General features: G+C 63.3%; 24 protein-coding genes and 3 tRNA genes. 12 read left to right on the top strand and 15 right to left on the bottom strand.

Annotated elements, in window-relative coordinates; genetic code table 11:
• Window positions 1-101: 101 nt before the first annotated feature.
• Complete coding sequence (locus ABEA18_RS15390) at window positions 102-977, top strand: Fpg/Nei family DNA glycosylase (protein ID WP_345450428.1); 876 nt, start codon at window positions 102-104, stop codon at window positions 975-977.
• Between the two features lie 66 nt (window positions 978-1,043).
• Here ABEA18_RS15390 and ABEA18_RS15385 read toward each other — a convergent pair whose 3' ends face one another.
• The 6 genes from ABEA18_RS15385 to ABEA18_RS15360 all read right to left on the bottom strand — a co-directional run bounded on the left by ABEA18_RS15385 (window position 1,044) and on the right by ABEA18_RS15360 (window position 6,275).
• Window positions 1,044-1,613: a mycothiol-dependent nitroreductase Rv2466c family protein gene (locus ABEA18_RS15385; protein WP_345450508.1), complete on the bottom strand. Its 570-nt coding sequence runs from the start codon at window positions 1,611-1,613 to the stop codon at window positions 1,044-1,046.
• Window positions 1,614-1,739: 126 nt separating this feature from the next.
• Window positions 1,740-3,026 (bottom strand): ATP-dependent Clp protease ATP-binding subunit ClpX, encoded by a 1,287-nt coding sequence (gene clpX, locus ABEA18_RS15380; protein WP_059389365.1) that lies wholly within the window; start codon window positions 3,024-3,026, stop codon window positions 1,740-1,742.
• Between the two features lie 184 nt (window positions 3,027-3,210).
• The gene (locus ABEA18_RS15375; protein WP_345450425.1) at window positions 3,211-3,870 is read right to left on the bottom strand and encodes an ATP-dependent Clp protease proteolytic subunit; all 660 of its coding nucleotides are present in this window, start codon (window positions 3,868-3,870) and stop codon (window positions 3,211-3,213) included.
• A gap of 37 nt (window positions 3,871-3,907) precedes the next feature.
• Window positions 3,908-4,522 carry an ATP-dependent Clp protease proteolytic subunit gene (locus ABEA18_RS15370; RefSeq protein ID WP_345450506.1) on the bottom strand — a complete coding sequence of 205 codons (615 nt, stop codon included), beginning with the start codon at window positions 4,520-4,522 and terminating at the stop codon, window positions 3,908-3,910.
• A 242-nt stretch (window positions 4,523-4,764) separates the two neighbouring features.
• A complete protein-coding gene (gene tig / locus ABEA18_RS15365; RefSeq protein WP_345450423.1) occupies window positions 4,765-6,132 on the bottom strand; it encodes a trigger factor in 1,368 nt (455 codons plus the stop codon).
• Window positions 6,133-6,200: 68 nt separating this feature from the next.
• Window positions 6,201-6,275 (bottom strand) — tRNA-Pro (locus tag ABEA18_RS15360).
• 154 nt (window positions 6,276-6,429) lie between these two features.
• On the opposite strand from ABEA18_RS15360, the gene ABEA18_RS15355 reads away from it, so the two are divergent.
• Window positions 6,430-6,503, top strand: a tRNA-Gly gene (locus ABEA18_RS15355).
• Between the two features lie 69 nt (window positions 6,504-6,572).
• Here the strand turns inward: ABEA18_RS15355 and ABEA18_RS15350 are convergent.
• From ABEA18_RS15350 to ABEA18_RS15340, 3 genes are all read right to left on the bottom strand, one after another.
• Complete coding sequence (locus ABEA18_RS15350; RefSeq protein ID WP_345450421.1) at window positions 6,573-7,475, bottom strand: Fpg/Nei family DNA glycosylase; 903 nt, start codon at window positions 7,473-7,475, stop codon at window positions 6,573-6,575.
• Complete coding sequence (locus ABEA18_RS15345; protein WP_345450419.1) at window positions 7,475-7,957, bottom strand: ribose-5-phosphate isomerase; 483 nt, start codon at window positions 7,955-7,957, stop codon at window positions 7,475-7,477. Before ABEA18_RS15345 ends, ABEA18_RS15350 begins: the two co-directional genes overlap by 1 nt.
• A 136-nt stretch (window positions 7,958-8,093) precedes the next feature.
• Window positions 8,094-9,095, bottom strand: a complete 1,002-nt coding sequence (locus tag ABEA18_RS15340; RefSeq protein ID WP_345450417.1) for a hypothetical protein — start codon at window positions 9,093-9,095, stop codon at window positions 8,094-8,096.
• A gap of 137 nt (window positions 9,096-9,232) precedes the next feature.
• Between ABEA18_RS15340 and pepN the strand changes: the two genes are divergently transcribed.
• The 4 genes from pepN (at window position 9,233) to ABEA18_RS15320 (ending at window position 13,724) form a co-directional block, all read left to right on the top strand.
• Window positions 9,233-11,794: an aminopeptidase N gene (gene pepN, locus ABEA18_RS15335; protein WP_345450415.1), complete on the top strand. Its 2,562-nt coding sequence runs from the start codon at window positions 9,233-9,235 to the stop codon at window positions 11,792-11,794.
• A 99-nt stretch (window positions 11,795-11,893) separates the two neighbouring features.
• Window positions 11,894-12,373, top strand: a complete 480-nt coding sequence (locus tag ABEA18_RS15330; RefSeq protein ID WP_345450413.1) for an OsmC family protein — start codon at window positions 11,894-11,896, stop codon at window positions 12,371-12,373.
• 147 nt (window positions 12,374-12,520) lie between these two features.
• Window positions 12,521-13,249 carry a mechanosensitive ion channel family protein gene (locus ABEA18_RS15325; protein ID WP_345450412.1) on the top strand — a complete coding sequence of 243 codons (729 nt, stop codon included), beginning with the start codon at window positions 12,521-12,523 and terminating at the stop codon, window positions 13,247-13,249.
• Between the two features lies 1 nt (window position 13,250).
• Window positions 13,251-13,724: a globin gene (locus ABEA18_RS15320; protein ID WP_345450411.1), complete on the top strand. Its 474-nt coding sequence runs from the start codon at window positions 13,251-13,253 to the stop codon at window positions 13,722-13,724.
• A 75-nt stretch (window positions 13,725-13,799) separates the two neighbouring features.
• Here the strand turns inward: ABEA18_RS15320 and ABEA18_RS15315 are convergent, their stop codons facing one another.
• Window positions 13,800-14,474, bottom strand: a complete 675-nt coding sequence (locus tag ABEA18_RS15315; protein ID WP_345450409.1) for a DUF8185 domain-containing protein — start codon at window positions 14,472-14,474, stop codon at window positions 13,800-13,802.
• 63 nt (window positions 14,475-14,537) lie between these two features.
• Between ABEA18_RS15315 and tesB the strand changes: the two genes are divergently transcribed.
• Entirely contained in the window at window positions 14,538-15,446 is a 909-nt protein-coding gene (gene tesB / locus ABEA18_RS15310) for an acyl-CoA thioesterase II (RefSeq protein WP_345450407.1), read from the top strand.
• 102 nt (window positions 15,447-15,548) lie between these two features.
• On the opposite strand, the gene ettA is transcribed toward tesB, so the two are convergent.
• Window positions 15,549-17,231 (bottom strand): energy-dependent translational throttle protein EttA, encoded by a 1,683-nt coding sequence (ettA, locus tag ABEA18_RS15305; RefSeq protein ID WP_236811427.1) that lies wholly within the window; start codon window positions 17,229-17,231, stop codon window positions 15,549-15,551.
• Window positions 17,232-17,278: 47 nt separating this feature from the next.
• On the bottom strand, window positions 17,279-17,548 hold the full coding sequence (locus ABEA18_RS15300) for a DUF6993 domain-containing protein (RefSeq protein ID WP_345450404.1): 270 nt from the start codon (window positions 17,546-17,548) through the stop codon (window positions 17,279-17,281).
• 19 nt (window positions 17,549-17,567) lie between these two features.
• Here ABEA18_RS15300 and ABEA18_RS15295 point away from each other — a divergent pair, with 19 nt between their 5' ends.
• On the top strand, window positions 17,568-17,996 hold the full coding sequence (locus ABEA18_RS15295; RefSeq protein WP_345450402.1) for a hypothetical protein: 429 nt from the start codon (window positions 17,568-17,570) through the stop codon (window positions 17,994-17,996).
• Here the strand turns inward: ABEA18_RS15295 and ABEA18_RS15290 are convergent.
• On the bottom strand, window positions 17,963-18,529 hold the full coding sequence (locus tag ABEA18_RS15290) for a single-stranded DNA-binding protein (protein ID WP_345450401.1): 567 nt from the start codon (window positions 18,527-18,529) through the stop codon (window positions 17,963-17,965). The two genes, ABEA18_RS15295 and ABEA18_RS15290, sit on opposite strands and share 34 nt — an antisense overlap.
• Before the next feature lie 218 nt (window positions 18,530-18,747).
• On the opposite strand from ABEA18_RS15290, the gene ABEA18_RS15285 reads away from it, so the two are divergent.
• Both ABEA18_RS15285 and ABEA18_RS15280 read left to right on the top strand, forming a co-directional pair.
• Window positions 18,748-18,820: transfer RNA gene (locus ABEA18_RS15285), tRNA-Arg, on the top strand.
• A 132-nt stretch (window positions 18,821-18,952) separates the two neighbouring features.
• The gene (locus tag ABEA18_RS15280) at window positions 18,953-19,546 is read left to right on the top strand and encodes a GNAT family N-acetyltransferase (RefSeq protein WP_345450400.1); all 594 of its coding nucleotides are present in this window, start codon (window positions 18,953-18,955) and stop codon (window positions 19,544-19,546) included.
• 32 nt (window positions 19,547-19,578) lie between these two features.
• Here ABEA18_RS15280 and map read toward each other — a convergent pair whose 3' ends face one another.
• Window positions 19,579-20,346, bottom strand: a complete 768-nt coding sequence (map, locus tag ABEA18_RS15275) for a type I methionyl aminopeptidase (protein ID WP_345450398.1) — start codon at window positions 20,344-20,346, stop codon at window positions 19,579-19,581.
• Between the two features lie 137 nt (window positions 20,347-20,483).
• Between map and ABEA18_RS15270 the strand changes: the two genes are divergently transcribed.
• On the top strand, window positions 20,484-21,161 hold the full coding sequence (locus tag ABEA18_RS15270) for a DNA alkylation repair protein (RefSeq protein WP_345450396.1): 678 nt from the start codon (window positions 20,484-20,486) through the stop codon (window positions 21,159-21,161).
• 5 nt (window positions 21,162-21,166) lie between these two features.
• On the opposite strand, the gene mptB is transcribed toward ABEA18_RS15270, so the two are convergent.
• Entirely contained in the window at window positions 21,167-22,789 is a 1,623-nt protein-coding gene (mptB, locus tag ABEA18_RS15265) for a polyprenol phosphomannose-dependent alpha 1,6 mannosyltransferase MptB (RefSeq protein WP_345450394.1), read from the bottom strand.
• A gap of 295 nt (window positions 22,790-23,084) precedes the next feature.
• Between mptB and ABEA18_RS15260 the strand changes: the two genes are divergently transcribed.
• Entirely contained in the window at window positions 23,085-24,398 is a 1,314-nt protein-coding gene (locus ABEA18_RS15260; protein WP_345450504.1) for a glycosyltransferase 87 family protein, read from the top strand.
• The last annotated feature ends 2 nt before the right edge of the window (window positions 24,399-24,400 follow it).

Raw genomic sequence — 24,400 nt, 5'->3', positions numbered from 1 at the left:
CCAGCACAAGCCCTCTTCACGAACTACTGGTATGTAATTCGAGCGCCACGTGGCGGGCCTCCGGGGTTCTGGGGCTGGGCGCTTTGTGGCACAGTGTTGCTATGCCAGAACTTCCCGAAGTGGCCGGGCTGACTGCCTTCCTGGGCAGGAATCTTCTCGGTGCCGAACTGACGAAGATCCAGATCACCTCCTTTGCCGTACTAAAGACAGCCGATCCCCCTTACTCGGCCCTCGAGGGTCGCAAGATCGTCGGAGTGGAACGCTTCGGAAAGTTCGTCAGCCTCGACGCCGAGGGCATCCATTTCATCTTCCACCTCGCCAAAGCCGGGTGGCTCCGCTACACGGAGCAGCCATCGCAGACCCAGCTACGGATGGGCGGGAGCAACATTGCCGCGAGGCTCGGCTTCACCAAGAGCGACGGCTCAACCCACGTCGGCGTGGACCTCACGGAGGCCGGAACCAGGAAGAGCCTGGCCGTCTACGTGGTCCACAACCCCTTGGACGTTCCCGGGATCGCGACACTCGGTCCAGACCCTCTGAGCCCTGCGTTCACGGAAGAAACCCTGGCCGGAATCCTTTCCACGAGCGCGCACCAAATCAAGGGACTCCTTCGGAGCCAAAGTGTCATCGCGGGCATCGGCAACGCTTACAGCGACGAGATCCTTCACGCAGCCCGGATTTCACCGTTCGCGATCGCCAAATCGCTAGACAAAAACACAACGCGGGTCCTCTATGAGTCCATCGAAAGTGTCCTGGGTGCGGCAGTGGCCGCCGCCGTCGGGAAAGCCTCAAACGAACTCAAGGACACGAAGCGGAACACCATGCGGGTCCACGGCAGGGCGGGTCAGCCTTGCCCCGTGTGCGGGACCACCATCCGCGAAGTGTCCTTTGCCGACACCGCGTTGCAGTATTGCCCTGGCTGCCAGACAAACGGAAAGATCCTGGCGGACCGTAGAACGTCGCGTTTCCTGAAATAGCCGCGCCTGCGGCTCAAACGACCGCCGCGGCCCGGGCTAATTGGATTCAGGCCGGCTGAATTCAGGCTAGTTGAATTCCGGGCTTTCCGTGCGGCTGCGCTTGAGCTCGAAGAAGTGCGGGTAGCCGGCCAAGGTGACGGTGGCGTCCCAGATCCGGCCGGCTTCTTCGCCACGGGGAATGCGGGTCAGGACAGGGCCGAAGAAGGCCGTGCCGTTGACGGCGACCACGGGGGTGCCGACGTCCTGGCCCACCAGGGAGATCCCCGATTCGTGGCTGGCACGCAACTGGACGTCGTATTCCTCGGAATCGGCGAAGCGGGCCAATTCGGCCGGCAGGCCGGTTTCAGCCAGTGCCTTGGAGATGACCTCGGCGAAATCCTTGATGCCTTCGTGATGGATGAGGGAACCCATCGCGTCGTACAGTGGCTTGATGTACTCGTCTCCGTGCAGCTCGCGGGCGGCAATGATGACGCGGACAGGTCCCCAGCCCAGCTTCATCTTCTCGGTGTATTCGGCAGGCAGCTCGCGGCCTTCGTTGAGGACAGAGAGACTCATGACGTTCCAGTTGGTCTCGATCCCCCGCACGTCTTCCACTTCACCGATCCAGCGGGATGTCACCCAGGCAAATGGGCACATGGGATCGAACCAGAAATCAACCTTGTTGGCGGTCTGCTCGGGCACAGGGAACTCCTTCGATAGGCGTAAGGGGGCGCGGCTCGCCGGACGAAAACGGTGTCCGGCACCAATGATGCCAACCTCAGGCTAGGCGGACTTATTCCGACGCTTCGCAATGACCTCGTGCGCGATCATGGTGGGCTGGCCCTTTTTGTTCACGGCGTCGGCAGTGATGACGACGCTGGCGATGTCGTCCCTACTGGGCAGGTCGAACATGACCGGCAGCAGCACTTCCTCCATGATGGCGCGCAGGCCGCGGGCTCCCGTGCCACGTTCAAGGGCTTGGTCGGCAATCGAGTCAAGGGCGTCGTCGTCGAACAAAAGCTCCACGCCGTCCAGCTGGAACATCTTCTGGTACTGCTTGATCAGGGCGTTCTTGGGCTTGGAAAGGATCTGGATGAGCGCGGAGCGGTCAAGGTTGGACACGGTGGTGATCACAGGCAGGCGTCCGATGAATTCGGGAATGAGCCCGAACTTGAGCAAATCCTCCGGCATCACCTCGCCGTAGCTGTCCGCGTTGTCCTTGACTTCGTTGAGCGGGGCCCCGAAGCCGATGCCCTTCCGGCCGGACCGCGATCCGATGATGTCCTCGAGCCCGGCGAAAGCACCGGCCACAATGAACAGGACGTTGGTGGTGTCGATCTGGATGAATTCCTGGTGCGGGTGTTTACGTCCGCCCTGCGGCGGAACCGAGGCCACGGTGCCTTCGAGGATCTTCAGGAGCGCCTGCTGCACGCCTTCGCCGGACACGTCCCGCGTGATGGACGGGTTCTCGCTCTTGCGTGAAATCTTGTCGATCTCGTCGATGTAAATGATGCCCTGTTCGGCCTTCTTGACGTCGTAGTCCGCGGCCTGGATGAGCTTGAGCAGGATGTTTTCGACGTCTTCGCCGACGTATCCGGCTTCGGTCAGGGCCGTGGCGTCGGCGACGGCGAAGGGTACGTTCAGGCGACGGGCCAGGGTCTGTGCCAAGTAGGTCTTGCCGCAGCCAGTGGGGCCGATCAGCAGGATGTTGGACTTGGCGATCTCCACGTCTTCATGGTGTCCGCCTTCACCGAGGCCGGTCTTCGGCGCGTGGCCGGCCTGGATGCGCTTGTAGTGGTTGTAGACCGCGACGGCGAGGGAGCGTTTCGCGGGCTCCTGGCCAATGACGTATTCCTGGAGGAAGTCGAAGATCTCCCGCGGCTTGGGCAACTCGAAACTGCCAAGATCCGATACTTCCGCGAGTTCCTCTTCGATGATCTCGTTGCAGAGTTCGATGCACTCGTCGCAGATGTACACGCCGGGGCCGGCAATCAGCTTCCGAACCTGCTTCTGGCTCTTTCCGCAGAAAGAACACTTCAGCAGATCCGTGCTCTCGCCAATCCGAGCCATGTGGGATTCCCTTCGTTTCATGCGGGTGGTGCAGCCCCGTACCTATCCGCGATTTCGCGCCGATCGCAGCGGGGGCGCCACCATGACAACTTCCACTGTAGGACACAATGGGCTGCTTGGGTTGAAACAGAACGCCGATGCGGTCCATATTTCCTGAACCGCACCGGCGTCGAGTTTTGGCCAGTTACCTGGCGATCGCCTGGGGCTTGATCTTGCGGGAATCGAGCACCTGGTCGATCAATCCGTAGTCCATTGCCTCGGCGGCGGTGAGGATCTTGTCGCGCTCGATATCGTTGTTGACCTGTTCCGGCGTCCGCCCGGAGTGCTTGGCCAGCGTGTCCTCAAGCCATGAGCGCATGCGCATGACTTCTGCGGCCTGGATCTCGAGGTCGGAGGCCTGGCCCCCCTGGCCGCCGGACAGCGACGGCTGGTGGATCAGGACCCGGGCGTTGGGCAGGGCGAGGCGCTTGCCCGCCGTACCCGCCGCGAGCAGCACGGCCGCGGCGCTGGCCGCCTGGCCCAGGCAAACGGTCTGGATCTCCGGACGAATGTACGTCATCGTGTCGTAGATCGCCGTCATGGCCGTGAACGAGCCGCCCGGGGAGTTGATGTACAACGTGATGTCGCGGTCCGGGTCCGTGGACTCGAGCACCAGCAGCTGGGCCATGATGTCGTCGGCGGAAGCGTCGTCAACCTGCACACCGAGGAAGATGATGCGGTCCTCGAAGAGCTTCGTGTACGGGTCCTGGCGCTTGAAGCCGTAGGGCGTGCGCTCCTCGAATTGCGGGAGGACGTAGCGGCTGGACGGGAGATTACCGGCAGACCATCCAAAGTTGTAGTTCATTTTTATTGCTCCTGATCTGAATGTTTCTTGCTGCCGGTTACTTCTCGGAATTCGACGACGAGTTGGCCGTACCGCCGCCACCGGCCACAGAGCCTGCGTGGGCGGAGATCTTGTCGAAGAAGCCGTACTCGAGCGCTTCGGGGGCGGTGAACCACTTGTCGCGGTCGTTGTCCTTGAGGATGGTCTCCACGGTCTGTCCGGTCTGTTCGGCCGTCAGCTCGGCCATGACCTTCTTCATGTGAAGGATCAGCTCCGCCTGGATCTTGATGTCCGACGCCGTGCCACCGATGCCGCCGGAAGGCTGGTGCATCAGGATGCGGGCGTTGGGCGTGGCGTAGCGCTTGCCCTTGGTGCCCGAGGACAGGAGGAACTGGCCCATGGAGGCCGCGAGCCCGGTGGCAACCGTCACGACGTCGTTCGGGATGAACTGCATGGTGTCGTAAATGGCCATGCCGGCGGTCACGGAGCCGCCAGGAGAGTTGATGTACAGGTAGATGTCCTTCTCCGGGTCTTCAGCCGAGAGGAGGAGGAGCTGGGAGCAGATCGCGTTGGCGTTTTCGTCACGGACTTCGGATCCGAGCCAGATGATGCGCTCTTTCAGCAGGCGGTTGTAGATGTAGTTGTCCTGGGCCGCTGGATCGACGGTTGCCATCCTGGGGGCCTCTGCGTGCTGTGACATAAGTACTTACCTCTCGCTGGTGACAGGGCCATTGCTGAACTTGCCATCCCTGATCTTCACTACTTGGACACTAACCGTTTTCCACGGCGATTTGTTCTCCCAAATCGCGCTGTTCGCTGACGGCGCACGATTGCGGAAGGGCGCACTTTCCACGCTCCAGGGGCTTAAACCAAGCCGCCCCCGGATCAAGGATCCGGGGGCGGCTTGAGGTGAAACTAGAACTTCACTGCAGCGGGGTCGTCGCTCGGAACAACAGCTGCTTCTTCGGCTTCCTCGACGGCGGCCTCTTCGCCGGCGGGGCGCACGAAGTCGCTGAGGTCCACCTTGTTGCCTTCGGAGTCGACAACCTCGGCCTGGCCGAGGACAACTGCGAGGGCCTTGCGGCGACGGACCTCGGAAACCATCATGGGAACCTGGCCGCTCTGATCGATGATCTGGGCGAACTGGTTCGGGTCCATGCCGTACTGGCTTGCCGTGCTGACGATGTAGTCGATCAGCTCGTTCTGGCTGACGCTCACTTCTTCCTTGTCGGCGATGGCGTCAAGGATGATCTCGTTCTGGAAGGCGCGCGCGGTGTTGGCCTTGACCTCCGCGCGGTGTTCCTCGGTGTCGTGCTCGCCTTCACCGTGGGCGTTCTCCGCGTTGAAGTGTGCTTCGAGCTGCTCTTCGACCACGGAGTCCGGAACCGGAACCTCGATGAGCTCGACGAGCTTGTCCAGGACCTTGTCGCGTGCTTCGACGCCCTGGCCGACGACCTTGGACTCGGCGGCCTGCTTGGCAAGGTCTTCACGCAGTTCGGCGAGGGTGTCGAACTCGGATGCCAACTGGGCGAAGTCGTCGTTGGCCTCAGGAAGCTCGCGCTCCTTGACGGTCTTGACAACAACCTTGACCTGGGCTGCTTCGCCGGCGTGCTCGCCGCCAACCAGGGTGGTGTCGAAGATTGCTTCTTCTTCGGCAGAAAGGCCGGTGACGGCCTCATCGAGGCCTTCAAGCATGGTGCCTGCGCCAACCTGGTAGGACAGGCCGGTGGCGGAGTCGATTTCGGCGCCGTCGATCGTGGCGGTGATGTCGATGGTCAGGAAGTCACCATCGACGGCCGGGCGGTCAACGGACTTCAGCGTGCCGAAGCGGCCGCGGAGCTCGTCGAGGGCCTTGTCGACGTCGGCGTCTGAGGAATCGGCTGCGGCAACCTCTACCTTGATGCCGGCGTAGTCGGGGAGCTCAACCTCGGGACGGACGTCGATCTCAACCTGGAACTTCAGTTCGCCGTCGGTCGAGGACGGGTCCGGAACCTCGGTGATCTCAACCTCGGGACGGCTTAGCGGGCGGAGGCCGGCTTCCTGGACGGCAGCCTGGTACCAGCCGTTGAGGCCATCGTTGATGGCGGTCTCCAGGACGTAGCCGCGGCCAACGCGCTGGTCAACCAGCTTGGAGGGAACCTTGCCCTTGCGGAACCCGGGAACCTGGATCTGCGAAGCAACGGTCTTGTAAGCGGCATCGATGCTCGGCTTCAGTTCCTCAAAGGGAACCTCAACGTTGAGCTTGACCCGCGTGGCGGTGAGGTTCTCGACAGCGCTCTTCACAGTCTAAGTACTCCTGGTTTTGTGGGATGGGGTTCTGCCGCGTTCCGGATCGGAACAGGCACACAGAGTCGGGGTGACAGGATTTGAACCTGCGACTTCCTGCTCCCAAAGCAGGCGCTCTAGCCAAGCTGAGCTACACCCCGTGAATGCACAGGACAGTCTACGGGCATCTCGCCGGAGAATGCACATTTGACACTTGGCCCCTGAATTAGGTTTAGTTATATCCGGCTTCAACAGCCGCCGGAAAGATGCACGGAACCCTCTGACAGATTCGTAGAGATCCATGCAGCCTTGCCCGGGGACGTAGCTTAATGGTAAAGCCTCAGTCTTCCAAACTGATTACGCGGGTTCGATTCCCGTCGTCCCCTCCATAGAACGAAGGGCCCCTCATCGAGGGGCCCTTCGTGTTTCCGCCGATTTTCACCTGCTAGCGCCGGACTTTAGTTCTGGCAGCCGGGGCACCAATAGAGCTTGCGCGCACCGATCTCGGCCATTCCCACTACGTCGCCGCATCGCCGGCACGGCTGTCCCTGCCGCTTGTAGACAAAATGCGCCTCGCCGTCGAGCGCTCCGGCGTTCCCACCGCTCCACAAAGCCGATGGGGTCGTAACAATCCGCCCGTCACGGACGCCGTCGGACATCGCAGCCACGGTGTCATCCCACAGGCGCCCGGCGGTTTCAATGTTCAGCGAGCTGCCCGGTGTCCACGGGTCAACGCGCTGGCGGAACAGCACCTCCGCGCGATAGATGTTGCCGATCCCGGCCACGACCGACTGGTCCATGAGGAGGAGGCCGACGGCGGTCTTGCGCCGCAGCAAGCGGCGGATGAACTCCTCGCGGTCGCCGGGGCGGTTGTGGAGGGGATCGGGACCCAGGCGCGCCAGGACAGCCGCGGCCTCCGCCTCGGTGATCGCCGCGCAGGTGGTGGCGCCCCTCAGGTCCGCCCAGCCGTTCGCTGAAACGAGGCGCACGCGCACGGCGCCCACGGGCTCGGGCGGACCCGCGTAGCTGCTTCCGGGGCTCTCTGCGCTGCCGTCTTGTGAGAAGGTCTCGCGTTCGCCGATCCGGCGCGGCGCCCCGATGCTCGAGGCACCCGTGAAGGACTCATCGCCACCGAAACTCCACGCACCGTAGAGACCCAGATGGACGTGCAGGAGCACCCCATGGTCAAAACGGAGGAAAAGCTGTTTGCCGTGCGCGGTCGCTTCGAGCAGTTCATGGCAGTCCAAAAGCGCTGCGCCCGCAGTGAAACGGCCTTGAGGGCTGGAGACCTCCAGCACGTGGCCGGCGAAAACATCCTGGAACTGACGTGCCAGGCGATGGATGGAATGCCCTTCAGGCACTATGCAACGATTTCGCCGGTGTTCTCATAGGTAGCGATTTTTCCGATGCGGCGCACGTGGCGTTCGTCATTGCTGAACGGTTCTTCCAGGAAAGCCTCGATCAGTTGGGTCGCTTCCTCGACGGTGTGCTGGCGGCCGCCCACGGCAACCACGTTGGCGTCGTTGTGCTCGCGGGCCAGTTTCGCCGTGGAGAGGTTCCAGGCGAGTGCGGCGCGGACACCCTTGACCTTGTTCGCGGCAATCTGTTCACCGTTGCCGGATCCGCCCAGGACGATGCCCAATGCGTGAACTCCGGCCCCTTGGTCAGCGACGACGGCAGCGGCCGCGTTGATGCAGAACGAGGGGTAGTCATCGAGGGCGTCGTACACCTTGGGGCCGTGGTCAACGACGTCGTAGCCCTTGGCCGTCAGGTGGCTCACGAGGTGGGCGCTGAGCTCCATGCCGGCATGGTCCGTGGCAATGTGGACGCGGGGTGTGGTCACAGGAAGTCCATTCAGTCTGGCGCGCGAACCCGGCAAAGCCGGGCGCGGCGGTGAGGGATGCGGTTCCTAGGTTACTAGGATCGGGGCCCGGCTCACCTCTTAAGACGAAGCCAACAGGCCGGGCGCGTTCCGGCGGTCAAGTGGCCGGAGGCTGCTCGCCGCGCTGGGCACGCGCCGCGACGCGGTTCAGGATTCCTGCGAGCCGGTCCGCCGTGGCCGATGTCCCTGCGCTGAACGCCACCCTGCGGCCGCTGACCTGGCGGACGACGACGGCGGGACCGCTGCTGACGAGCATGGCCGTGGCTCCTCCGTGGTGCCGGAGTCCCCAGCCGCCGAAATCGGCGGCCCTGACTTCCTGCGCGGCCGCGCCTGCGATATCGACAGCGGGAACTGTGAGGACCCTCAGGATGCCGGCGACAAAGACCTGCACTCCTCCCCGGTCGGCCCGGACCCTGACGAAGAGGAAACAGGCTCCGATGACGGCGACCACTGCCAGCAATGCGCCCAACCACGGAAGCGCGATCGCGATCAACATGGCGGGGAACAAGGTGGCCACGCAGATCATCACGAACACCGAACTCCGCGCGTGGACCCACAGCAACATGGAATCCTCCGCCAGTCCGGGGTCTTCCGTCCTGATCCTTTCGGCCTCGAGGGCGGCGTCGTCTTCCGGAGTCCAATGGGGGTCGGGCTTGAAGGCCATCATCATGACCACGCCCAGGGGAAGTGCCGCTCCCGCGCCGAGGGCGAGGACGGTGGCATCAACGTGCGAGCTGCGGGCGTCGGCAAGGCCTGTTTGCCCCACGAGCCCGGCGGCCAGCACGGAGGTGATGAAGAGGGTCACCATGAGGCCCATGCCCATCATGACCCTGCGCATGATCACGGGCCTGGCAAGGGGAACAGCCTGGATGAACACCAGCCAACCCGCGACGACCAGGAATCCTCCCCCGCCCAAAACGTAGGCGAGGAACGGCGCGAAGCTAATGCCGCCGTCGGCGTTCCACGCGATGGCGACGGGATCCGGAAGGTTGTTGCGCAACATGAGTGCGCACACGGCAAATGCGCCGGCCAGCAGCAGCGGAAATGCCACCGCAAAGCGGAGCGCCCGGAGGTCCAACGAGTCGCGCATCTTTCCCATATTCCAACGCTACCCCGCGCCGGCGACACTGTGATCGAGCTTCCTTGCCAAGGCGGAATCAAGTGAAAGAATGACTTCACAGCGCCGGCGCTGGCTGAAACCAACCGGCTTCTCGAAACCATTCTTGGAGGCAACCCTTGCCAGGCCTGAACCTGACGCGCGCCGAAGCCGGACACCGCGCAGAATCGCTCACCGTGACCTCGTACGACGTCACCCTCGACTTGACGAAGGGCGCCACGGTCTTCGGCTCCACCACGGTGGTGAAGTTCTCCGCCGTCGAGGGCTCCTCGAGCTTTATCGACGCGATCACGGAGACCGTGCACAGCGTGACGTTGAACGGCACCGAACTCGATCCGGCAGTGGTGTCCGACGGCGTGCGCATCCAGTTGCCCGGGCTCGCCGCGGAGAACGAACTGAGGGTAGTCGCCGATGCCCCCTACATGAACACCGGTGAGGGCCTGCACCGTTTCGTGGACCCGGTGGACAACGAGGCCTACCTGTACACGCAATTCGAGGTGCCCGATTCCCGCCGCATGTTCGCTGTGTTCGAGCAGCCGGACCTGAAGGCGGCATTCACGTTCACGGTCACCGCACCCTCGCATTGGGACCTCATTTCCAACTCGCCCACTCCCGTACCGGTGGAAACCACCCCCGGAGACGACGGCGCGGCGCGCTCGGTCTGGCAATTCGCCCCCACCCCCCGCATCTCTTCCTACGTCACCGCCTTGATCGCGGGACCGTACCAATCGGTCCGCAGCAAGGTCACCAGCTCCGACGGCCGCGTCATCGCGCTCGGCGTGTTCGCCCGCAAGTCCCTCATGCAGTACCTGGACGCCGACAACATCTTCGAACTGACCCGCCAGGGTTTTGAGTTCTTCGAGGCCCAGTTCGGCTTCCCGTATCCCTTCGAGAAATACGACCAGCTCTTCGTTCCGGAGTTCAATGCCGGAGCCATGGAAAACGCCGGCGCGGTGACCATCCTCGAGGGCTACGTCTTCCGCGGCAAAGTCACCGACGCGCAGATCGAACGCCGCGCCATCACCGTGCTGCATGAACTGGCCCACATGTGGTTCGGGGACCTCGTCACGATGCGCTGGTGGAACGACCTGTGGCTCAACGAGTCCTTCGCCGAGTACATGTCACACCTGGCCGCGGTCGAAAACACCGAATTCGACCGGGCCTGGACCACCTTTGCCTCGGTGGAGAAGTCCTGGGCGTACCGGCAGGACCAGTTGCCCACGACGCACCCGATTTTCGCCGAGATCAACGATCTCCAGGACGTCGAGGTCAACTTCGATGGCATCACCTATGCCAAGGGAGCTTCCGTGCTCCGGCAGTTGGTTGCCTGGGTGGGGCCGGAACAATTTATGTCCGGCGTCCGCGAATACTTCCAGAAGCACGCCTGGCAGAACACCGAACTGGCGGACCTCATGAAGGAACTCGAAGCGGCCAGCGGCCGCGACCTGGACCAGTGGGGCAAGCTCTGGCTCGAGACTGCCGGCGTCAACACGCTCTCCCCCGAGCTCGAGGTCGACGCGGACGGCACCATCACGTCCTTTGCAATCGTGCAGACCGCTATCGACGAGCAGCCCACGCTGCGCCCACACCGTCTCGCCGTCGGGTTCTATGACCTCTCAGCCGAGGGCAAACTTGAGCGGACCCACAGGGAGGAGCTCGACGTCGACGGTGCCCGGACCGATGTTCCCGCCCTTGCCGGAATGGCGCGTCCGGACCTGGTCCTGCTCAACGACGACGACCTCGCCTACGCGAAGGTCCGCCTCGACCCCGCATCCTTGGCCACTGCGAAGGCCCACCTGAAGGACTTCGCCGGCAGCCTGCCGCGCACCCTCGTATGGGGCTCGGCCTGGGATGCAGCCCGCGACGGCGAAACCCCGGCCCGCGGCTACGTCGAGCTGATCCTGGCGAACATCGCGTCCGAGACCGATTCCTCCGTGATCCTGACCCAGCTCCGCCAGCTGGCCACCACCCTGACGTACTACGTCGCAGCGGACCACAAGGATGCGGCCACGGAGGCCGCCGCTGACACACTGTGGGAGCTCTCGAAGACGGCGGCTGCTGGATCGGACGCCCAGCTCCAATTCGTGAAGTCCTTCGCGCTGCTTGCCGCGAGCAGTTCCCAACTGGACACAGTCCAGGCGGTCCTGGACGGCAGCACCGTCCTGGACGGCCTGACGGTTGACCAGGATTTACGCTGGGAACTCCTCACCGCGCTGGTGGTGGGCGGGCGCGAAGGCCAGGACCGGATCGACGCCGAACTTGGGCGCGACAACACGGCCAATGGCCAGAACGCCGCCGCCTTGGCGACGGCGGCCCTTCCCACTCCCGAGGCCAAGGCCGCCGCCTGGAAGAAGATCGTGGTCACGGGCGAGCTCTCCAACGCCATTCAAAGCTCGGCCGTCACCGGCTTCATGCGGGTTCCGGACACCTCCCTGTTGGAGCCGTACGCCGAGGAGTACTTTGAGGCAGTACCTGGAATTGTCGCCAACCGCACCTTTGCGCTGGCCCAGCAAATCGTCGTCGGGCTCTACCCCGCGCAACTGACCACGCAGGCCACGGTTGACCGCACGGACAAGTTCCTCGCTGAGCTGCCGGCGGACAGCAACGCCCTGCGGCGGATGATGCTCGAAAACCGCGACGGCGTCGCCCGTGCCCTGAAGGCCCGCGCGGCAGACGCCTAAAGGCCACGGATAAATCACCGTCCGGCCCCGTTTCCGCTTCAATGGAACCGGGGCCGTTCAGTGTCCCGCCCGCGAAAGCACCGCCGCTAGACTTTCCGCATGAGCCTTGACGAACACCGCTACTCCCTGACCGTGCGCTGGACCGGAAATCTGGGCACCGGGACTTCCACCTACCGCGGCTACACGAGGGACCACGACGTCGAGATCCCCGGCCTGCCCGTCCTGAAGGGATCTTCGGACCCCGCCTTCCATGGCGACCGGAGCCGGTACAACCCCGAACAACTGCTCCTCACCGCCCTCTCCCAGTGCCACATGCTTTCTTTCCTGCATGTCGCGGTCAAACACGGGGTGGTGGTCACCGATTACGTGGACCACGCCGAGGGCTTGATGAGGCTCAATCGCGATGGCAGCGGCCAGTTCGAGAACGTCACTTTGAAGCCGCAGGTCACGGTTGCCGACCCGGCGCATATTTCCCTCGTGGACGAGTTGCACCATGAGGCCAACCAAGTGTGCTTCATCGCCCGCAGCGTCAATTTTCCCGTACAGCATGAGCCGAGCACGACGGTGGCCACGGTCTAGCCAGATGACAAGAAAGCAGTTCCGCCGAGAATCACGATGCGGATCCGGCCACGCTACGGCGATAGGGTTGACCGTGGACAAAGTGTTCAGCGCCCGGCAATCAAGGGCCCGGCGAACAATTGGATCCCGTGAGGAGCATTCCCGCATATGAACGTCGCCTCGTCGACCGACAACATCGTGGCCGATGCAGCCAAGATCGATTACGCGTCCATCTTCGTGACGCTGGGCATCGGGTTGGTGGTCTGGGTCGTGGCCAGGTTCATCATCCTGCGCATTACCCGCCGCGTGGCAGAGGGCACGAGCTTCTTCAAGAAACCCCATTTCAGGTGGGTCCAGCCGGCCTTCCGGGCGCTCGACCATGAACGCCGCGCCCAACGCGCCCACACCATCGGCTCGCTGCTGACAAGCGTGCTGAGCGTGGTGGTGGTGGTCATCGTCATCATCTACGTCCTCAAATACCTGAATGTGGATATTGCGCCGCTGCTCACGAGCGTCGGTATTTTGGGTGTGGCCATCGGCTTCGGCGCCCAACAGCTCATCCGCGATTTCCTGTCCGGCATCTTCATCACCATCGAGGACCAGTTCGGGATCGGCGATGTGATCGTGACGACTGAAGTGATTGGCACCGTTGAATCGGTAGGCCTCCGGATCACCCGGCTCAAGGCTGAAGACGGCGCCATCTGGTATCTGCGCAACGGAGAAATCCTGCGGGTGGGCAACCGCTCGCAAGGCGACTACGTGCCGGAGGAAGCCGCCGTCCCGGACGACGTTCCGCCGGCACCCCCGGGTACTGCGCCTGCCGAAACCGCTGCATCCAGTGCGCCCCCGACTTCAAAGGAAGCCCTCAAGATCCAAGAGCAGAAAGCAGGTGAGTGACATGGGCAGCCAACCGGAATCAGCAACACCGCAGCCGGCCGAACGGCGGCAGTTGATGCAAAACGATCCGTTCAGCCAGCCCGCCTACACCGACAGCTTCTATGAGGCCATCGGTGGCCACGAGACTTTCGTGAAACTGATCGACGTCTTCTACGACGGCGTCGCCGGAGATCCTTTGCTCCGGCCCATGTACCCGGAACAAGACCTCGCCCCTGCCAAGCGGCGGTTCCTCATGTTCCTCGAGCAGTATTGGGGTGGCCCGGGAACCTACAGCGAGGAACGCGGGCACCCCAGGCTGCGGATGCGGCACATGCCGTTCCAGGTGACTCCCGAAGCCAAGGACCGCTGGCTCTTCCACATGCGCGCGGCAGTGGATTCGCTCGATTTGTCGCCGCTTCACGAAGGTACGCTGTGGGACTACATGGAGCGGGCAGCGCTCACGATGGTCAACAGCCCGTCGGTCCAGCAGCCCTGAGCTTGTAGGACGGTGCTGTGTAGCCATGGGATTGGCTCGGGATTGACCTTGGATTGGCCCGGGCCTGGCTCGGGTTCAGCGGGCTTGGAAGCCCAGGCCTGATCCGGATCGAGCGAGGATGTGGCCCCGGCTGCCGCTGAGCCGGAACCAACGGCCGTTACGGAAGAGCCGGTGTTCGCCGTCGCCAAGGAAACCGAGCGCCAAGGCGGCGAACGCAGCGCCGGCGGGCACGCCGTCGAGTCCCGGAATCTCCCGGCCCCACACCGCGGCCCTGGCGTTGTTGACGATCAACGCGCCGGGCTGATCGGGAACAATCCCGGCCACCTCGGCAATTCCGGCATTCGCGACTGACCTGAGTTCGGCGTCGGGCACTGAACCCAGCGGCTCCCAGCCGCTGCGGGGTGCCCCGACTCCCGCCCATGATTCGGAAACGGTCGACGGCGGGATCGGAAGCTCGACGTCGTCGGCACCGGAACGCGCCAAGCGGTCCAGGACCGAAGACAGGGTGACGGTGACGTCCGCATGCGCGTCATCGGCGAGGGCGATGGTCCGGAGCCCGAGAATGGTCGGCGTCGACTCGCCCAGGAGGCGCGGCCTCAGGACGCACACATATGCAGCCAGGACGCGTCCGGAGGCCTGCAGCCGGATGGCGCCATCGTCGATGCTCTTGGCACGCGTGACATAAGTGCGGAGATCCGCCAGATCACGGGGATCGACGAAATGGAAGGATTGGGTCAGTACATCGGACACATCATTGACTCTACCGGCATGTCCGCGGTTGAGAGGGGTCAGGGGGGCGTCTAGAGTCGAACCATGACTGACGCGCACGCCGGCCTCGAACACCAGGTTGCCCTGGAGGACCCCACATCCACCCTCATCGAACTGTTGTCCCTGGCCGACTTCGACGGCGCGAGGACAGCCGAGGACATCTTCCTTGGGCCCTCCCAGAAGCAGCCGCGCCACCGGGTGTTCGGGGGGCAGGTGCTCGCCCAGTCGCTCGTCGCCGGTATGCGAACGGTGGAAGAGGACCGAACCGTCCATTCCATGCATGGCTATTTTCTTCGTCCCGGGGATGCCAACCAGCCCATCACTTTCAGCGTTGAACGGCTTCGCGACGGACGCTCGTTCTCCGCTCGTCGGGTGCACGCCTACCAGGAAGGTCAACCGATCCTGTCGATGATCGCTTCCTTCCAGACGGAAGCGGAGGGCGTGGAACACCAGTCCTCCATGCCGGTCGGAATCCCGGATCCCGAAACCCTGCCGAGCACCGCGGAACTCCTGCAGAAGTACGACCATCCTCTCGCCCGCCACATGTCATTCGAGCGCCCCTTCGACGTCCGCCACGTCGACCCCGCAATCTATGTGGAAGCGCCGAAGGACCGGGTCGCCGGCAATGCCGTCTGGATGAAGACCTTTGGCCCGATGCCGGACGATCCCAACCTTCATCTGGCCGCCCTGGCCTACGCAAGTGACTACACCATCCTGGAATCAGTGCTGCGCAAGAACGGATTGAGTTGGATGACGCCCGGCATGAGCGTCGCGAGCCTTGACCACGCCATGTGGTGGCATCGCCCCGTGCGCGTGGACGAGTGGCTTCTCTACGTGCAGGAGTCCCCCAGCGCCCAAGGCGCCCGCGGACTTGCCACCGGCAAGATCTTCAGCCGCGACGGCGAGCATGTCGCCACAGTGGCGCAAGAGGGGATGCTCAGGATCCCCTCGTAGCTGCCCTCGTCGCTGCCACCACGCCGCCGGATCGTCGAAGCAAAGAAGGCCGGCGCCCCGGGAGAAATATCCAGGGTGCCGGCCTTCTGTGCTGCAATTCGCTTAGTCGCGGGTCAGCTTGCGGTGCGTGACACGGTGCGGCTTGGCAGCGTCCGCACCGAGGCGCTCCACCTTGTTCTCCTCGTAGGACTCGAAGTTACCCTCGAACCAGTACCACTTCGACGGGTTCTCCTCGTCGCCTTCGTACGCGAGGATGTGGGTGGCAACCCGGTCGAGGAACCACCGGTCGTGCGAGACCACCACGGCGCAGCCGGGGAACTCAAGCAAGGCGTTCTCGAGGCTGCTGAGGGTTTCGACGTCGAGGTCGTTGGTGGGCTCGTCAAGAAGGAGAAGGTTTCCGCCCTGCTTGAGGGTCAGCGCCAGGTTCAGGCGGTTACGCTCACCACCGGAGAGCACCCCGGCCTTCTTCTGCTGGTCCGGTCCCTTGAAGCCGAAGGCGGCGACGTAGGCGCGGGACGGCATTTCGACATGGCCGACCTGGATGAAGTCCAGGCCGTCTGAGACGACCTCCCACAGGGTCTTGTTGGGGTCGATGCCGCCACGGCTCTGGTCGGCGTAGGAAATCTTGACCGAGTCGCCGATCTTGAGGTCGCCGCCGTCGAGCGGTTCAAGCCCGACGATGGTCTTGAACAGTGTGGTCTTGCCGACACCGTTAGGACCGATGACGCCGACGATGCCGTTACGGGGCAGCGTGAACGAAAGCCCGTCGATCAGGGTCCGGTCCTCGAAGCCCTTCTGCAGGTTCTTGGCTTCCAGGACCAGGCCACCCAGACGCGGTCCCGGCGGAATCTGGATTTCCTCGAAGTCCAGCTTCCTGGTGCGGTCAGCCTCCGCCGCCATTTCCTCGTACCGGGCCAGACGGGCCTTCGACTTGGTCTGGCGACCCTTGGCGTTGGAGCGGACCCATTCAAGTTCCTCGGTGAGTCGCTTGGCCTGCTTGGCGTCCTTCTTGCCTTGGATTTCGAGGCGGGCGCGCTTCTTCTCCAAGTACGTGGAGTAGTTGCCTTCATAGGGGTAGAGACGGCCACGGTCCACTTCACAGATCCACTCGGCGACGTGGTCCAGGAAGTAACGGTCGTGAGTGATGGCGAGGACGGCACCGGGGTAGGAAGAGAGGTGCTGCTCCAGCCACAGGACGCTTTCGGCGTCCAGGTGGTTGGTGGGCTCGTCAAGGAGCAGGAGGTCGGGCTTCTGCAGCAGGAGCTTGCAGAGCGCTACACGGCGGCGCTCACCACCGGACAGGACCGTCACGTCGGAGTCGCCCGGCGGGCAGCGGAGTGCGTCCATGGCCTGCTCGAGCTGGGAATCGATGTCCCAGGCATCAGCAGCATCGATGGCTTCCTGAAGGTGGCCCATTTCCTCCAGCAGGGTGTCGTAGTCGGCGTCCGGGTTGGCCATTTCCTCGGAGATCGCGTTAAAGCGCTGGATCTTCGAGTAGATCTCGCCCACGCCTTCCTGGACGTTGCCCAGGACGGTCTTTTCCTCGTTCAGGGGCGGCTCCTGCAGGAGGATGCCCACGGAGTAGCCGGGGCTGAGGCGGGCTTCGCCGTTCGACGGGGTGTCGATACCAGCCATGATCTTCAGGATCGTGGATTTGCCAGCTCCGTTCGGGCCAACGACGCCGATCTTCGCGCCAGGGAAGAACGACATGCTGACATCGTCCAGGATTAGTTTTTCGCCAACGGCCTTGCGAGCCTTGGTCATCGTATAAATGAATTCCGCCATGCCGTTAAATCTAATGGGTGGCACGGCATAACTCACATTCGGCCCTGCTAGCGGGAATTCCCGACGAAGCATTTGCCGCTGGCCAACACGGGCAGGACCGACACCGAAACCTGGCCGTCCCTGATCTCGCCCATGACGCAGTCCTTGTCCAGCCTGGCGGCGGCCTCGATAGCGTCGACATCCAGTCCCGTCGGTGTCTTGCTCGCGGATACCTCCACAGCAGCCGCGGGGATGCCGGCCGAAACGAGCTGTGATCGCAATGCATCTTGTGCCGGTTTGGGGGTTGCGGCGGCAATGGTTTTGAGTACGGACTCCATGGTCTGCTTCAGGGAAGCAGTGCCAGGGCTGAGCGAAGCCGATGTCGATGCCGATGCCGACGGGCTTCCCGCGCCGGGTGCGACAGCGGGAGTGGCACTGGCCGTACTCGATGGGGCCGGCGACGAGGCAGGCGATGAAACCGCCGTGCTTCCTGACACCACGGGCGCAGGCGCCGTGCAGCCGGTCACCAGCCCGGCCACGAGTAACGGCACGGCAAGCAGCAAACCCGGGCTTCCGGCCGCGTGGTGGCGTCCTGATGGTTTTTGCGGCATTCCCCTGCTCATCACCCGGCTATTCTGCCATGCGGCGTACTACCCGCCGCGCCGCATGGTATCTGCGGGTGTCCGCGGCATCCACTGTTTCAGGGGCCGGCATGATTTCGGGCCGCGCGGGCATTCAGGCGCCGAGTCATTTCAAGCCCGGGCGTCGACAAGTTCTCCCGTGTGAGTATCAACGAGAACCGACTCGTCGCCCTCTCCGGCCGAAAAGATAACTTCCCGCTCGGCTGCGGCGCTGCCGTCCTCGTCGTCATGCGGGCTGTCTTCACCATCTTCTTCGGCCGAGGGCCACGGGTTCTCCGGCTCCGCCTCAGCGGCCGCGGGCGTGCTTTGCGGGCCGGTGCCACCGGTGGTCCGGATGAAGTTCGCCGAGCCCCACATGAGGTCATGCCCCACCGTTTCGGCGACGATTTCGGCAACGTGGTAGATCTTGCCGTCGTGCTCCCATTGCCTCAACTTGAGTTTTCCGACCACGATGACCCGCTGGCCCTTCTTGACGCTGCATCCGATGTTTCCCGCGAGATGCCTGAACGCTTGGACGCTGAACCAATTGGTGTTGCCATCCACCCAGACATCGTTCGCGCGGTCGAACCTGCGTGCCGTGGAGCCCAGCCGGAACGAGGCCGTCCCCGTCCCGCCGGGTGTCGTCGAACTCTTGGGTTCCGTGGCAACGAATCCCCGGACGGTGATGATGTCATTCATGGTCTTGTCCTAACGTGAGTTGAGCTGCCTGCCTGGCTCTTTCAGCTTCACGTGCCGCGGACTTCCGCGGCAGTACCTAGTTCACGTATGTGGATAGCCCGACGCCGTCGCCGCCTGTGGGGGAAGAGTCAAGTTCGAAACCGAGCCGACTTCACAGGCAGCCGCCGCAAGGTAAACTCTTGATGGCGTCTCAGCCACGTGCTGTGCGTGCGTCGCCTGCCTCGGTAGCTCAGAGGATAGAGCAGGAGCCTTCTAATCTCTTGGTCGGGGGTTCGATTCCCTCCCGGGGCACCCAAAGAGCGGCTCTGAGCTGCGGAAACGTAGTTCAGAGCCGCTCTTGCTCTTCGTCAGGCCGTAAAGACCCGCAGCCAGAGGCCAAGACAGCACGTGCCGTCCAGCATCACCGGGTTCTACGCTGTTCCTATGGTCCTGAACCCCGCCGGCTCCGCAGCCATCACGACTGGCCCTGCAAGCTGGCCCGATGTTGAAAGGCTATTCGGCGTCCGGGGCGAGCCTTCGCGCTGTTGGTGCCGTTGGTTCGCCCTCACCGGGCAGGATTGGAAGACCACTCCACCTGAGGCTCGGAAGGAACAGCTCAAAGCAAAATTCGACGACGGCCCCGAACCCGGCGTCCTGGCGTTCCGGGGCGGCGAAGCAGTGGGCTGGTGCGCCGTGGAACCGCGCCAGTGCTATCCGCGCATCGAGCGATCCCAGATCCTCAAGGCCGCAGGAGCAAGTACCGCGGAAGGCCCGGGAGTTTGGTCGGTCAGTTGTTTCGTGGTTTCTCCCGGCCACCGCCGGAGCGGGGTGGCGGCCGCATTGCTGGACGCCGCCGTCGGGCATGCCTTCGCGCATGGCGCCGAAATCATCGAAGGATACCCCGTGGATTCCTTGCTACGGCCCAAGGCCGGTCCGGCCGATCTCTACCAGGGAACTGTGAAGTTGTTCGGTGCGGCTGGCTTCTCTACAGTTTCCACGGCGGTCCCCGGTAGGGCGGTCATGCGCCTGCGGCGCTGATTTCCGGGGTTCCACATTCAGAAGCAACCGCGCTAAGGCAGCGTCAAGACAAGCGGTCCGTCCGCGGTGATCGCCACGGTGTGTTCGCTATGCGCCGCACGGCGGCCGTTGGCGGAGCGCAGGGTCCACTGGTCGTCGTCGTGGTAGTAGTCGTCGCTGCCACCGAGGATCAACATCGGCTCGATGGCGATCACCAAGCCCTCCACGAGCTTCACCCCGCGGCCCGGCCGTCCGATGTTCGGCACACTCGGCTCGGCGTGCATGGTCCGGCCAATGCCGTGCCCACCGTGATCGGCAAGGATCCCGTAACCGCTGCGCTTGGCTTCTCCGCCAATGGCGTACGCAAGGTCGCCCATCTTGTTTCCAATCCGGGCAGCGTCGATTCCGCGGGCGAGGGCGGCGTCCGTGGCATCGATCAACTCCTGGTCCACCGGATCCGGGGTGCCCACGATGAAACTGACTGCCGCGTCCCCGCACCAACCCTCCACGAATGCCCCACAATCGACGCTCAACAGATCCCCGTCCTGCAACACATATCCGTCCGGGATGCCGTGCACCACGGCGTCGTTGACGCTCGTGCAGATGACCCCTGAAAAGGGCGTGGACGCCCACCGCGGGCGGTAATTCAGGAACGCAGGCTTGGCTCCGGCGGCCTCCATGTAAGCGGCCGCAACCTCGTCCAGCTCCTTGAGCGACATACCGACCCGGGCGTGCGAACGAACCGCCGAAAGCGTATTGGCAACCACCCTTCCGGCTTCGCGCATGAGCGCAATCTCTTCTGGCGTCTTCACCATGGACATCAGGGGCCTCCAAGCATCAAGAACAAGGGGCCGGACCGGCCGCCGGACGAACTCTTCAACCCACTCTAGGGGCCTCTTCACCGCAGTCAACCGGGAGGCGTGTCCGAACCCGCCCACGAGTGTCCTAAAGTCGCGGTATGGAACACCGAAGACTCGCGATCATTCGTGGACGCCTGCAGGCAGAGGCAGATCCGGACCGTGCGAAAGCGGCACAGGCGTACATGAAATCATCCATGCCTTCGCTCGGGGTCAAGGTCCCCGCAGTCCGCCGCATCGTCCTCGCGACCGCGAAAGAACTCCCCTTCGAGTCCCCCGCCGAACTTCGTGACGATGTCCGGCTGCTGTGGCGGGAAGCTACATGGCGGGAAGAACGCTATGCGGCCATCGATCTGACCTCGCTCAAGTCCGTCGCCAAGGATCTGGAGATGTTGCCCCTATATGAAGAAATCATCCGGACCGGCGCATGGTGGGACTTCGTTGACGGCGTTTCCGACCGTATTTGCGCCCTTCTGCAACACCACCGGGGCACGCTGACTCCGCTCTTGAAGACATGGGCAAGCGACCCGGACTTCTGGATCCGCCGCGCAGCCATCACCTCCCAGCTCAAGGCAAAGACTTCCACGGACCAAGAACTTCTTGCCACGGCGCTTGACGCCAATCTGGCTGACAAGGAGTTCTTCATCAGGAAAGCAATCGGCTGGACCCTGCGGGAGTACGCCAAGACCGATCCTGAGTGGGTACTGAGCTACGTGGAAACCCGACGGCCCCTGCTGAGCCCGTTATCCCTGCGTGAAGCGATGAAACACCTTGGGTGAAAGGCTCAGGATTTCGGTTTGAGCTTGAGCTTCAAAGTCCCGCGACGCGGGCGGAACAGCACGTGGGTCTTCTTGTCAAAGAACACCAAGTAGGCGATGAAGGAGACCGCGATGGCGATGGCCACTCCGCGCACCACCTCGATGGGGATCCACTGGAAGACGCTCAATTGGTCTGTCAGGGCGATAAGGGTGAAGAACGCCGTCAAATAGAAGACCGTGCGGAGCTGGGCGCCGTCCGCGATCCCCGTCACGGTGAAGAACACGAGCAGCCACACCATGTACCAAGGCTGGATCACGGGCGCCAAGACGACGACGGCGGCGAAAGCACAGGCCATCCGGCGAAGCACGGTTTTGTTGAACTCGGGTTCGTCGTCGATCGGCGCAGGCATGCCGATCCCGCGGCCGGGCGTCCGTACGGCGAGCCAGACGATAGCAAGCGCCGAGACCGCCGTTCCGGCAGTTTGGATAATATCCGTCACGGGAACGCCCGGACCCCCGAACAGTCCGACGACGAATCCCGCCGTATGTGCCAGCAACCCCACCGGCGCGTACCAGATCCAGACGGCGCCGGGAGTCTGGAGGGCGCCAAGCCAGCCAAATCCCAGGCCGTTCACCAGTCCTGCGCCGGCCAGCAAGCCTAAGGACAAGCCCAACGTCGCCGTCCAGCAGAGCATTCTGCGGCCCCAGCCGGCACGGGCACCCGCCCAGAGCAGCCCGGCAAAAGGCAACGCAATCAAAGTAATCGGCTTGATGGCGATCGAGGCCGTGATCAGCACGATTCCAAGCACGGGTCGTTTGACCGATGCGAAGTACAATCCGGCAACGACCAGTCCCAACATCAAGGAGTCGTTGTGTGCGCTGGCGATGAAGTTGATCAGGAGAACCGGGTTGAGGACCCCAAGCCATAGTGCCCGGTCCGGGTTCACTCCGTGGAGCGCAGCCAAACGGGGAACGTACACGGCGAGCAGCACCACCCCGGCAAGGGCAGCGAGGCGGAAGGGAATCAGCGCAAGCTCGGGGACGCCGGCGCTCACCCACACGGCACCCTGTTCGATCCAGAGCCATAGCGGGCCGTAAGGCGTAGGCGCTTCCGTCCACAATTTGTCGGGTCCGAGTGAAAAGTAGTTGCTCAGGGCCGAGATGCCGTTGGTATATGGGTTCAGTCCCTGCTCCATGAGCCGGCCCTGGCCGATGTAGGCATATGCGTCCCTGCTGAACAACGGCAAACTGAACATCATCGGAACTGCCCACATCCACAATGCGCGCCGGAGCACAGGACGCGAGGACGGGCTCCATCCGCCGATCCGCTGGGCAATGCGCAGCCAAGAACGCAGGAGCAGGAGCGCGCCGAGGCAGAGCATCACGGTGCAGACGATCACGCCAACCGGAGATGTCCTGGCCATGATGAAGAGGGGCGTACGGATAAGGGAGCCGCTGGTTGTCGCCATCCAGCCGACACCGATCGAGCCTGCCACCATGAGCAACGACCCGACGAACCCTTGGAGGATCGCCGTCCTCGCCGCTTTGGCTATCTCCGTGCCGTGTACCGGGGCGTTGGAATCGCCAAGCGCCTCTGGATGAGCCAACGAACTCCCCACCTCACGCTCACGAAACTTCGACGTCACCATCAAACAAAATCCTGTCTGGTTCCCTGCCGCATCCGGGCCAAAGTGGCGCTGCCGGTTGCCATGGATTAGTGCAACTGTAGCATCGCCGCCCTTGGCTTCCCGGGGCCAACCAGACCGTGGGTCTGCCCGCGAAAGTGGCCTGAGATAGGATGGACAGGGCTCTGGTTTGATGCCGAAGACCCACAGCCACGCTGGTTCCGCGTGAAATTCCATGGAACCGATGTTGTTTGGAGCGGCTCTGGCCGCTGCGGCTTACGGCACCCTGTGACGATAACTACCTGACAAGGATCCTCCCATTTCCACGGACTCATTCTTCAGCGCGCTCACACGGTTCCGCCATCGTGTTCTTCCCGTTTCGGTGGAGGCAAGGCTCAATTCTCCCAAGGGCCTCCTTGTAGGCTTCTGCGTCGTGCACTTGGTCTTCCTCGTGTTCGCGCTGGTCCTTTCCTTGCGCGGTGAGGCCTTCAGCGACACTTTCATTTATCGGGACTGGACCTCGGCAGGGTTCCGGGATGAGAACCTCAGCAGCGGCCCAAGTCCTTGGGTCTACCCCGTCCTCGCCTTGGTCCCAATGGCCATCGCGGGCTTGGCCGGACCCGGTCCGTTCTTTTTTCTCTGGGTACTCATGATCACCGTGCTCAACGGCGTCGCTCTCGCCAAGCTCACGGGGCGGGGTCGCCTTCGCGAGGCCATCCCGGCGGGATGGTGGTGGCTGGTCTTCGTCCTCATCATGGGTTGGCTGGGATTCGCCCGGGTGGACGGCTTGACTGCCCCCATCGTGTTGATCGCCTTGGCTTACGGGGTGTCGCACCCTTTCGTTGCCTCGACCCTCCTGAGTGTTGCCACCTGGATGAAGGTCTGGCCGGCCGCCGTCATGTTGTCGTTGTTCACTGTGGTCAAGCAGAGAACCAAAGTGGTGGCTGCCGGAATTCTCACGAGCGTTCTGGTCCTTGCCCTCACGGCGGCCGTAGGCCAACTGCCGAAGCTCCTTAACTTCCTGACCCAGCAAGGCGATCGTGGCATGCAGTTGGAAGCCACCTTCACCACTCCTTGGTTGTGGCTCTCGGTCCTTCATGTTGGCGACTCGAGAATGTACATGAACACCGACATCAACTCGATGCAGGTCGATGGGCCGGGCACGGCCTTCATGTCATTCCTTATGCAGCCCCTTCTCGCCCTGGCCGCGATCCTGGTGGCTGCCCTGACCTTCTGGGCCCTGCACAACGGCAAGCGAACCGGCGGGGCGGACCGCACCGAACTGTTGTTGGCTGGCTCGCTGACCATGGCCACGGCTTTCGTCGTGTTCAACAAGGTCGGTTCACCCCAGTTCATGGTGTGGCTCGCGCCTGCCGTCGCCGTCGGGCTTGCCCACAGCTGGAAGGAATGGCGGGTGCCCGCGGCGATGCTCATCGCCATTGGGGTGGCCACATACTTCATCTACCCCCTCTTCTATGACGCACTGAGCCACAACAACCCTTGGATGGCACTGGTGTTGACGGTGCGCAATGTCCTGCTGGTGGTCCTGTTCTGCTGGTCCGTACGCCGCCTGTACCTTTTGGGCAAGAAGATCCCGGCCAACCAACCGGCCGCCGTTGCCAAGGAGTCCTGAGA

The sequence above is a fragment of the Arthrobacter gyeryongensis genome (assembly GCF_039543785.1).
Classification (GTDB): Bacteria; Actinomycetota; Actinomycetes; order Actinomycetales; family Micrococcaceae; genus Arthrobacter; species Arthrobacter gyeryongensis.
The sequence above is the reverse complement of the archived record's forward strand: the minus strand, read 5'-3'. Positions and strand labels throughout refer to the sequence as shown.

Excerpts from the sequence above, each read along its gene's own strand:
- ABEA18_RS15390 (WP_345450428.1), top strand. The coding sequence starts at position 102 with ATGCCAGAACTTCCCGAAGTGGCCGGGCTGACTGCCTTCCTGGGCAGG.
- ABEA18_RS15385 (WP_345450508.1), bottom strand. The coding sequence starts at position 1,613 with ATGTGCCCATTTGCCTGGGTGACATCCCGCTGGATCGGTGAAGTGGAA.
- clpX (WP_059389365.1), bottom strand. The coding sequence starts at position 3,026 with ATGGCTCGGATTGGCGAGAGCACGGATCTGCTGAAGTGTTCTTTCTGC.
- ABEA18_RS15375 (WP_345450425.1), bottom strand. The coding sequence starts at position 3,870 with ATGAACTACAACTTTGGATGGTCTGCCGGTAATCTCCCGTCCAGCCGC.
- ABEA18_RS15370 (WP_345450506.1), bottom strand. The coding sequence starts at position 4,522 with ATGGCAACCGTCGATCCAGCGGCCCAGGACAACTACATCTACAACCGC.
- ABEA18_RS15340 (WP_345450417.1), bottom strand. The coding sequence starts at position 9,095 with ATGGGAAAGATGCGCGACTCGTTGGACCTCCGGGCGCTCCGCTTTGCG.
- ABEA18_RS15330 (WP_345450413.1), top strand. The coding sequence starts at position 11,894 with ATGAGCCTTGACGAACACCGCTACTCCCTGACCGTGCGCTGGACCGGA.
- ABEA18_RS15325 (WP_345450412.1), top strand. The coding sequence starts at position 12,521 with ATGAACGTCGCCTCGTCGACCGACAACATCGTGGCCGATGCAGCCAAG.
- ABEA18_RS15320 (WP_345450411.1), top strand. The coding sequence starts at position 13,251 with ATGGGCAGCCAACCGGAATCAGCAACACCGCAGCCGGCCGAACGGCGG.
- tesB (WP_345450407.1), top strand. The coding sequence starts at position 14,538 with ATGACTGACGCGCACGCCGGCCTCGAACACCAGGTTGCCCTGGAGGAC.
- ettA (WP_236811427.1), bottom strand. The coding sequence starts at position 17,231 with ATGGCGGAATTCATTTATACGATGACCAAGGCTCGCAAGGCCGTTGGC.
- ABEA18_RS15300 (WP_345450404.1), bottom strand. The coding sequence starts at position 17,548 with ATGGAGTCCGTACTCAAAACCATTGCCGCCGCAACCCCCAAACCGGCA.
- ABEA18_RS15290 (WP_345450401.1), bottom strand. The coding sequence starts at position 18,529 with ATGAATGACATCATCACCGTCCGGGGATTCGTTGCCACGGAACCCAAG.
- ABEA18_RS15280 (WP_345450400.1), top strand. The coding sequence starts at position 18,953 with ATGGTCCTGAACCCCGCCGGCTCCGCAGCCATCACGACTGGCCCTGCA.
- map (WP_345450398.1), bottom strand. The coding sequence starts at position 20,346 with ATGTCCATGGTGAAGACGCCAGAAGAGATTGCGCTCATGCGCGAAGCC.
- ABEA18_RS15270 (WP_345450396.1), top strand. The coding sequence starts at position 20,484 with ATGGAACACCGAAGACTCGCGATCATTCGTGGACGCCTGCAGGCAGAG.
- mptB (WP_345450394.1), bottom strand. The coding sequence starts at position 22,789 with ATGGTGACGTCGAAGTTTCGTGAGCGTGAGGTGGGGAGTTCGTTGGCT.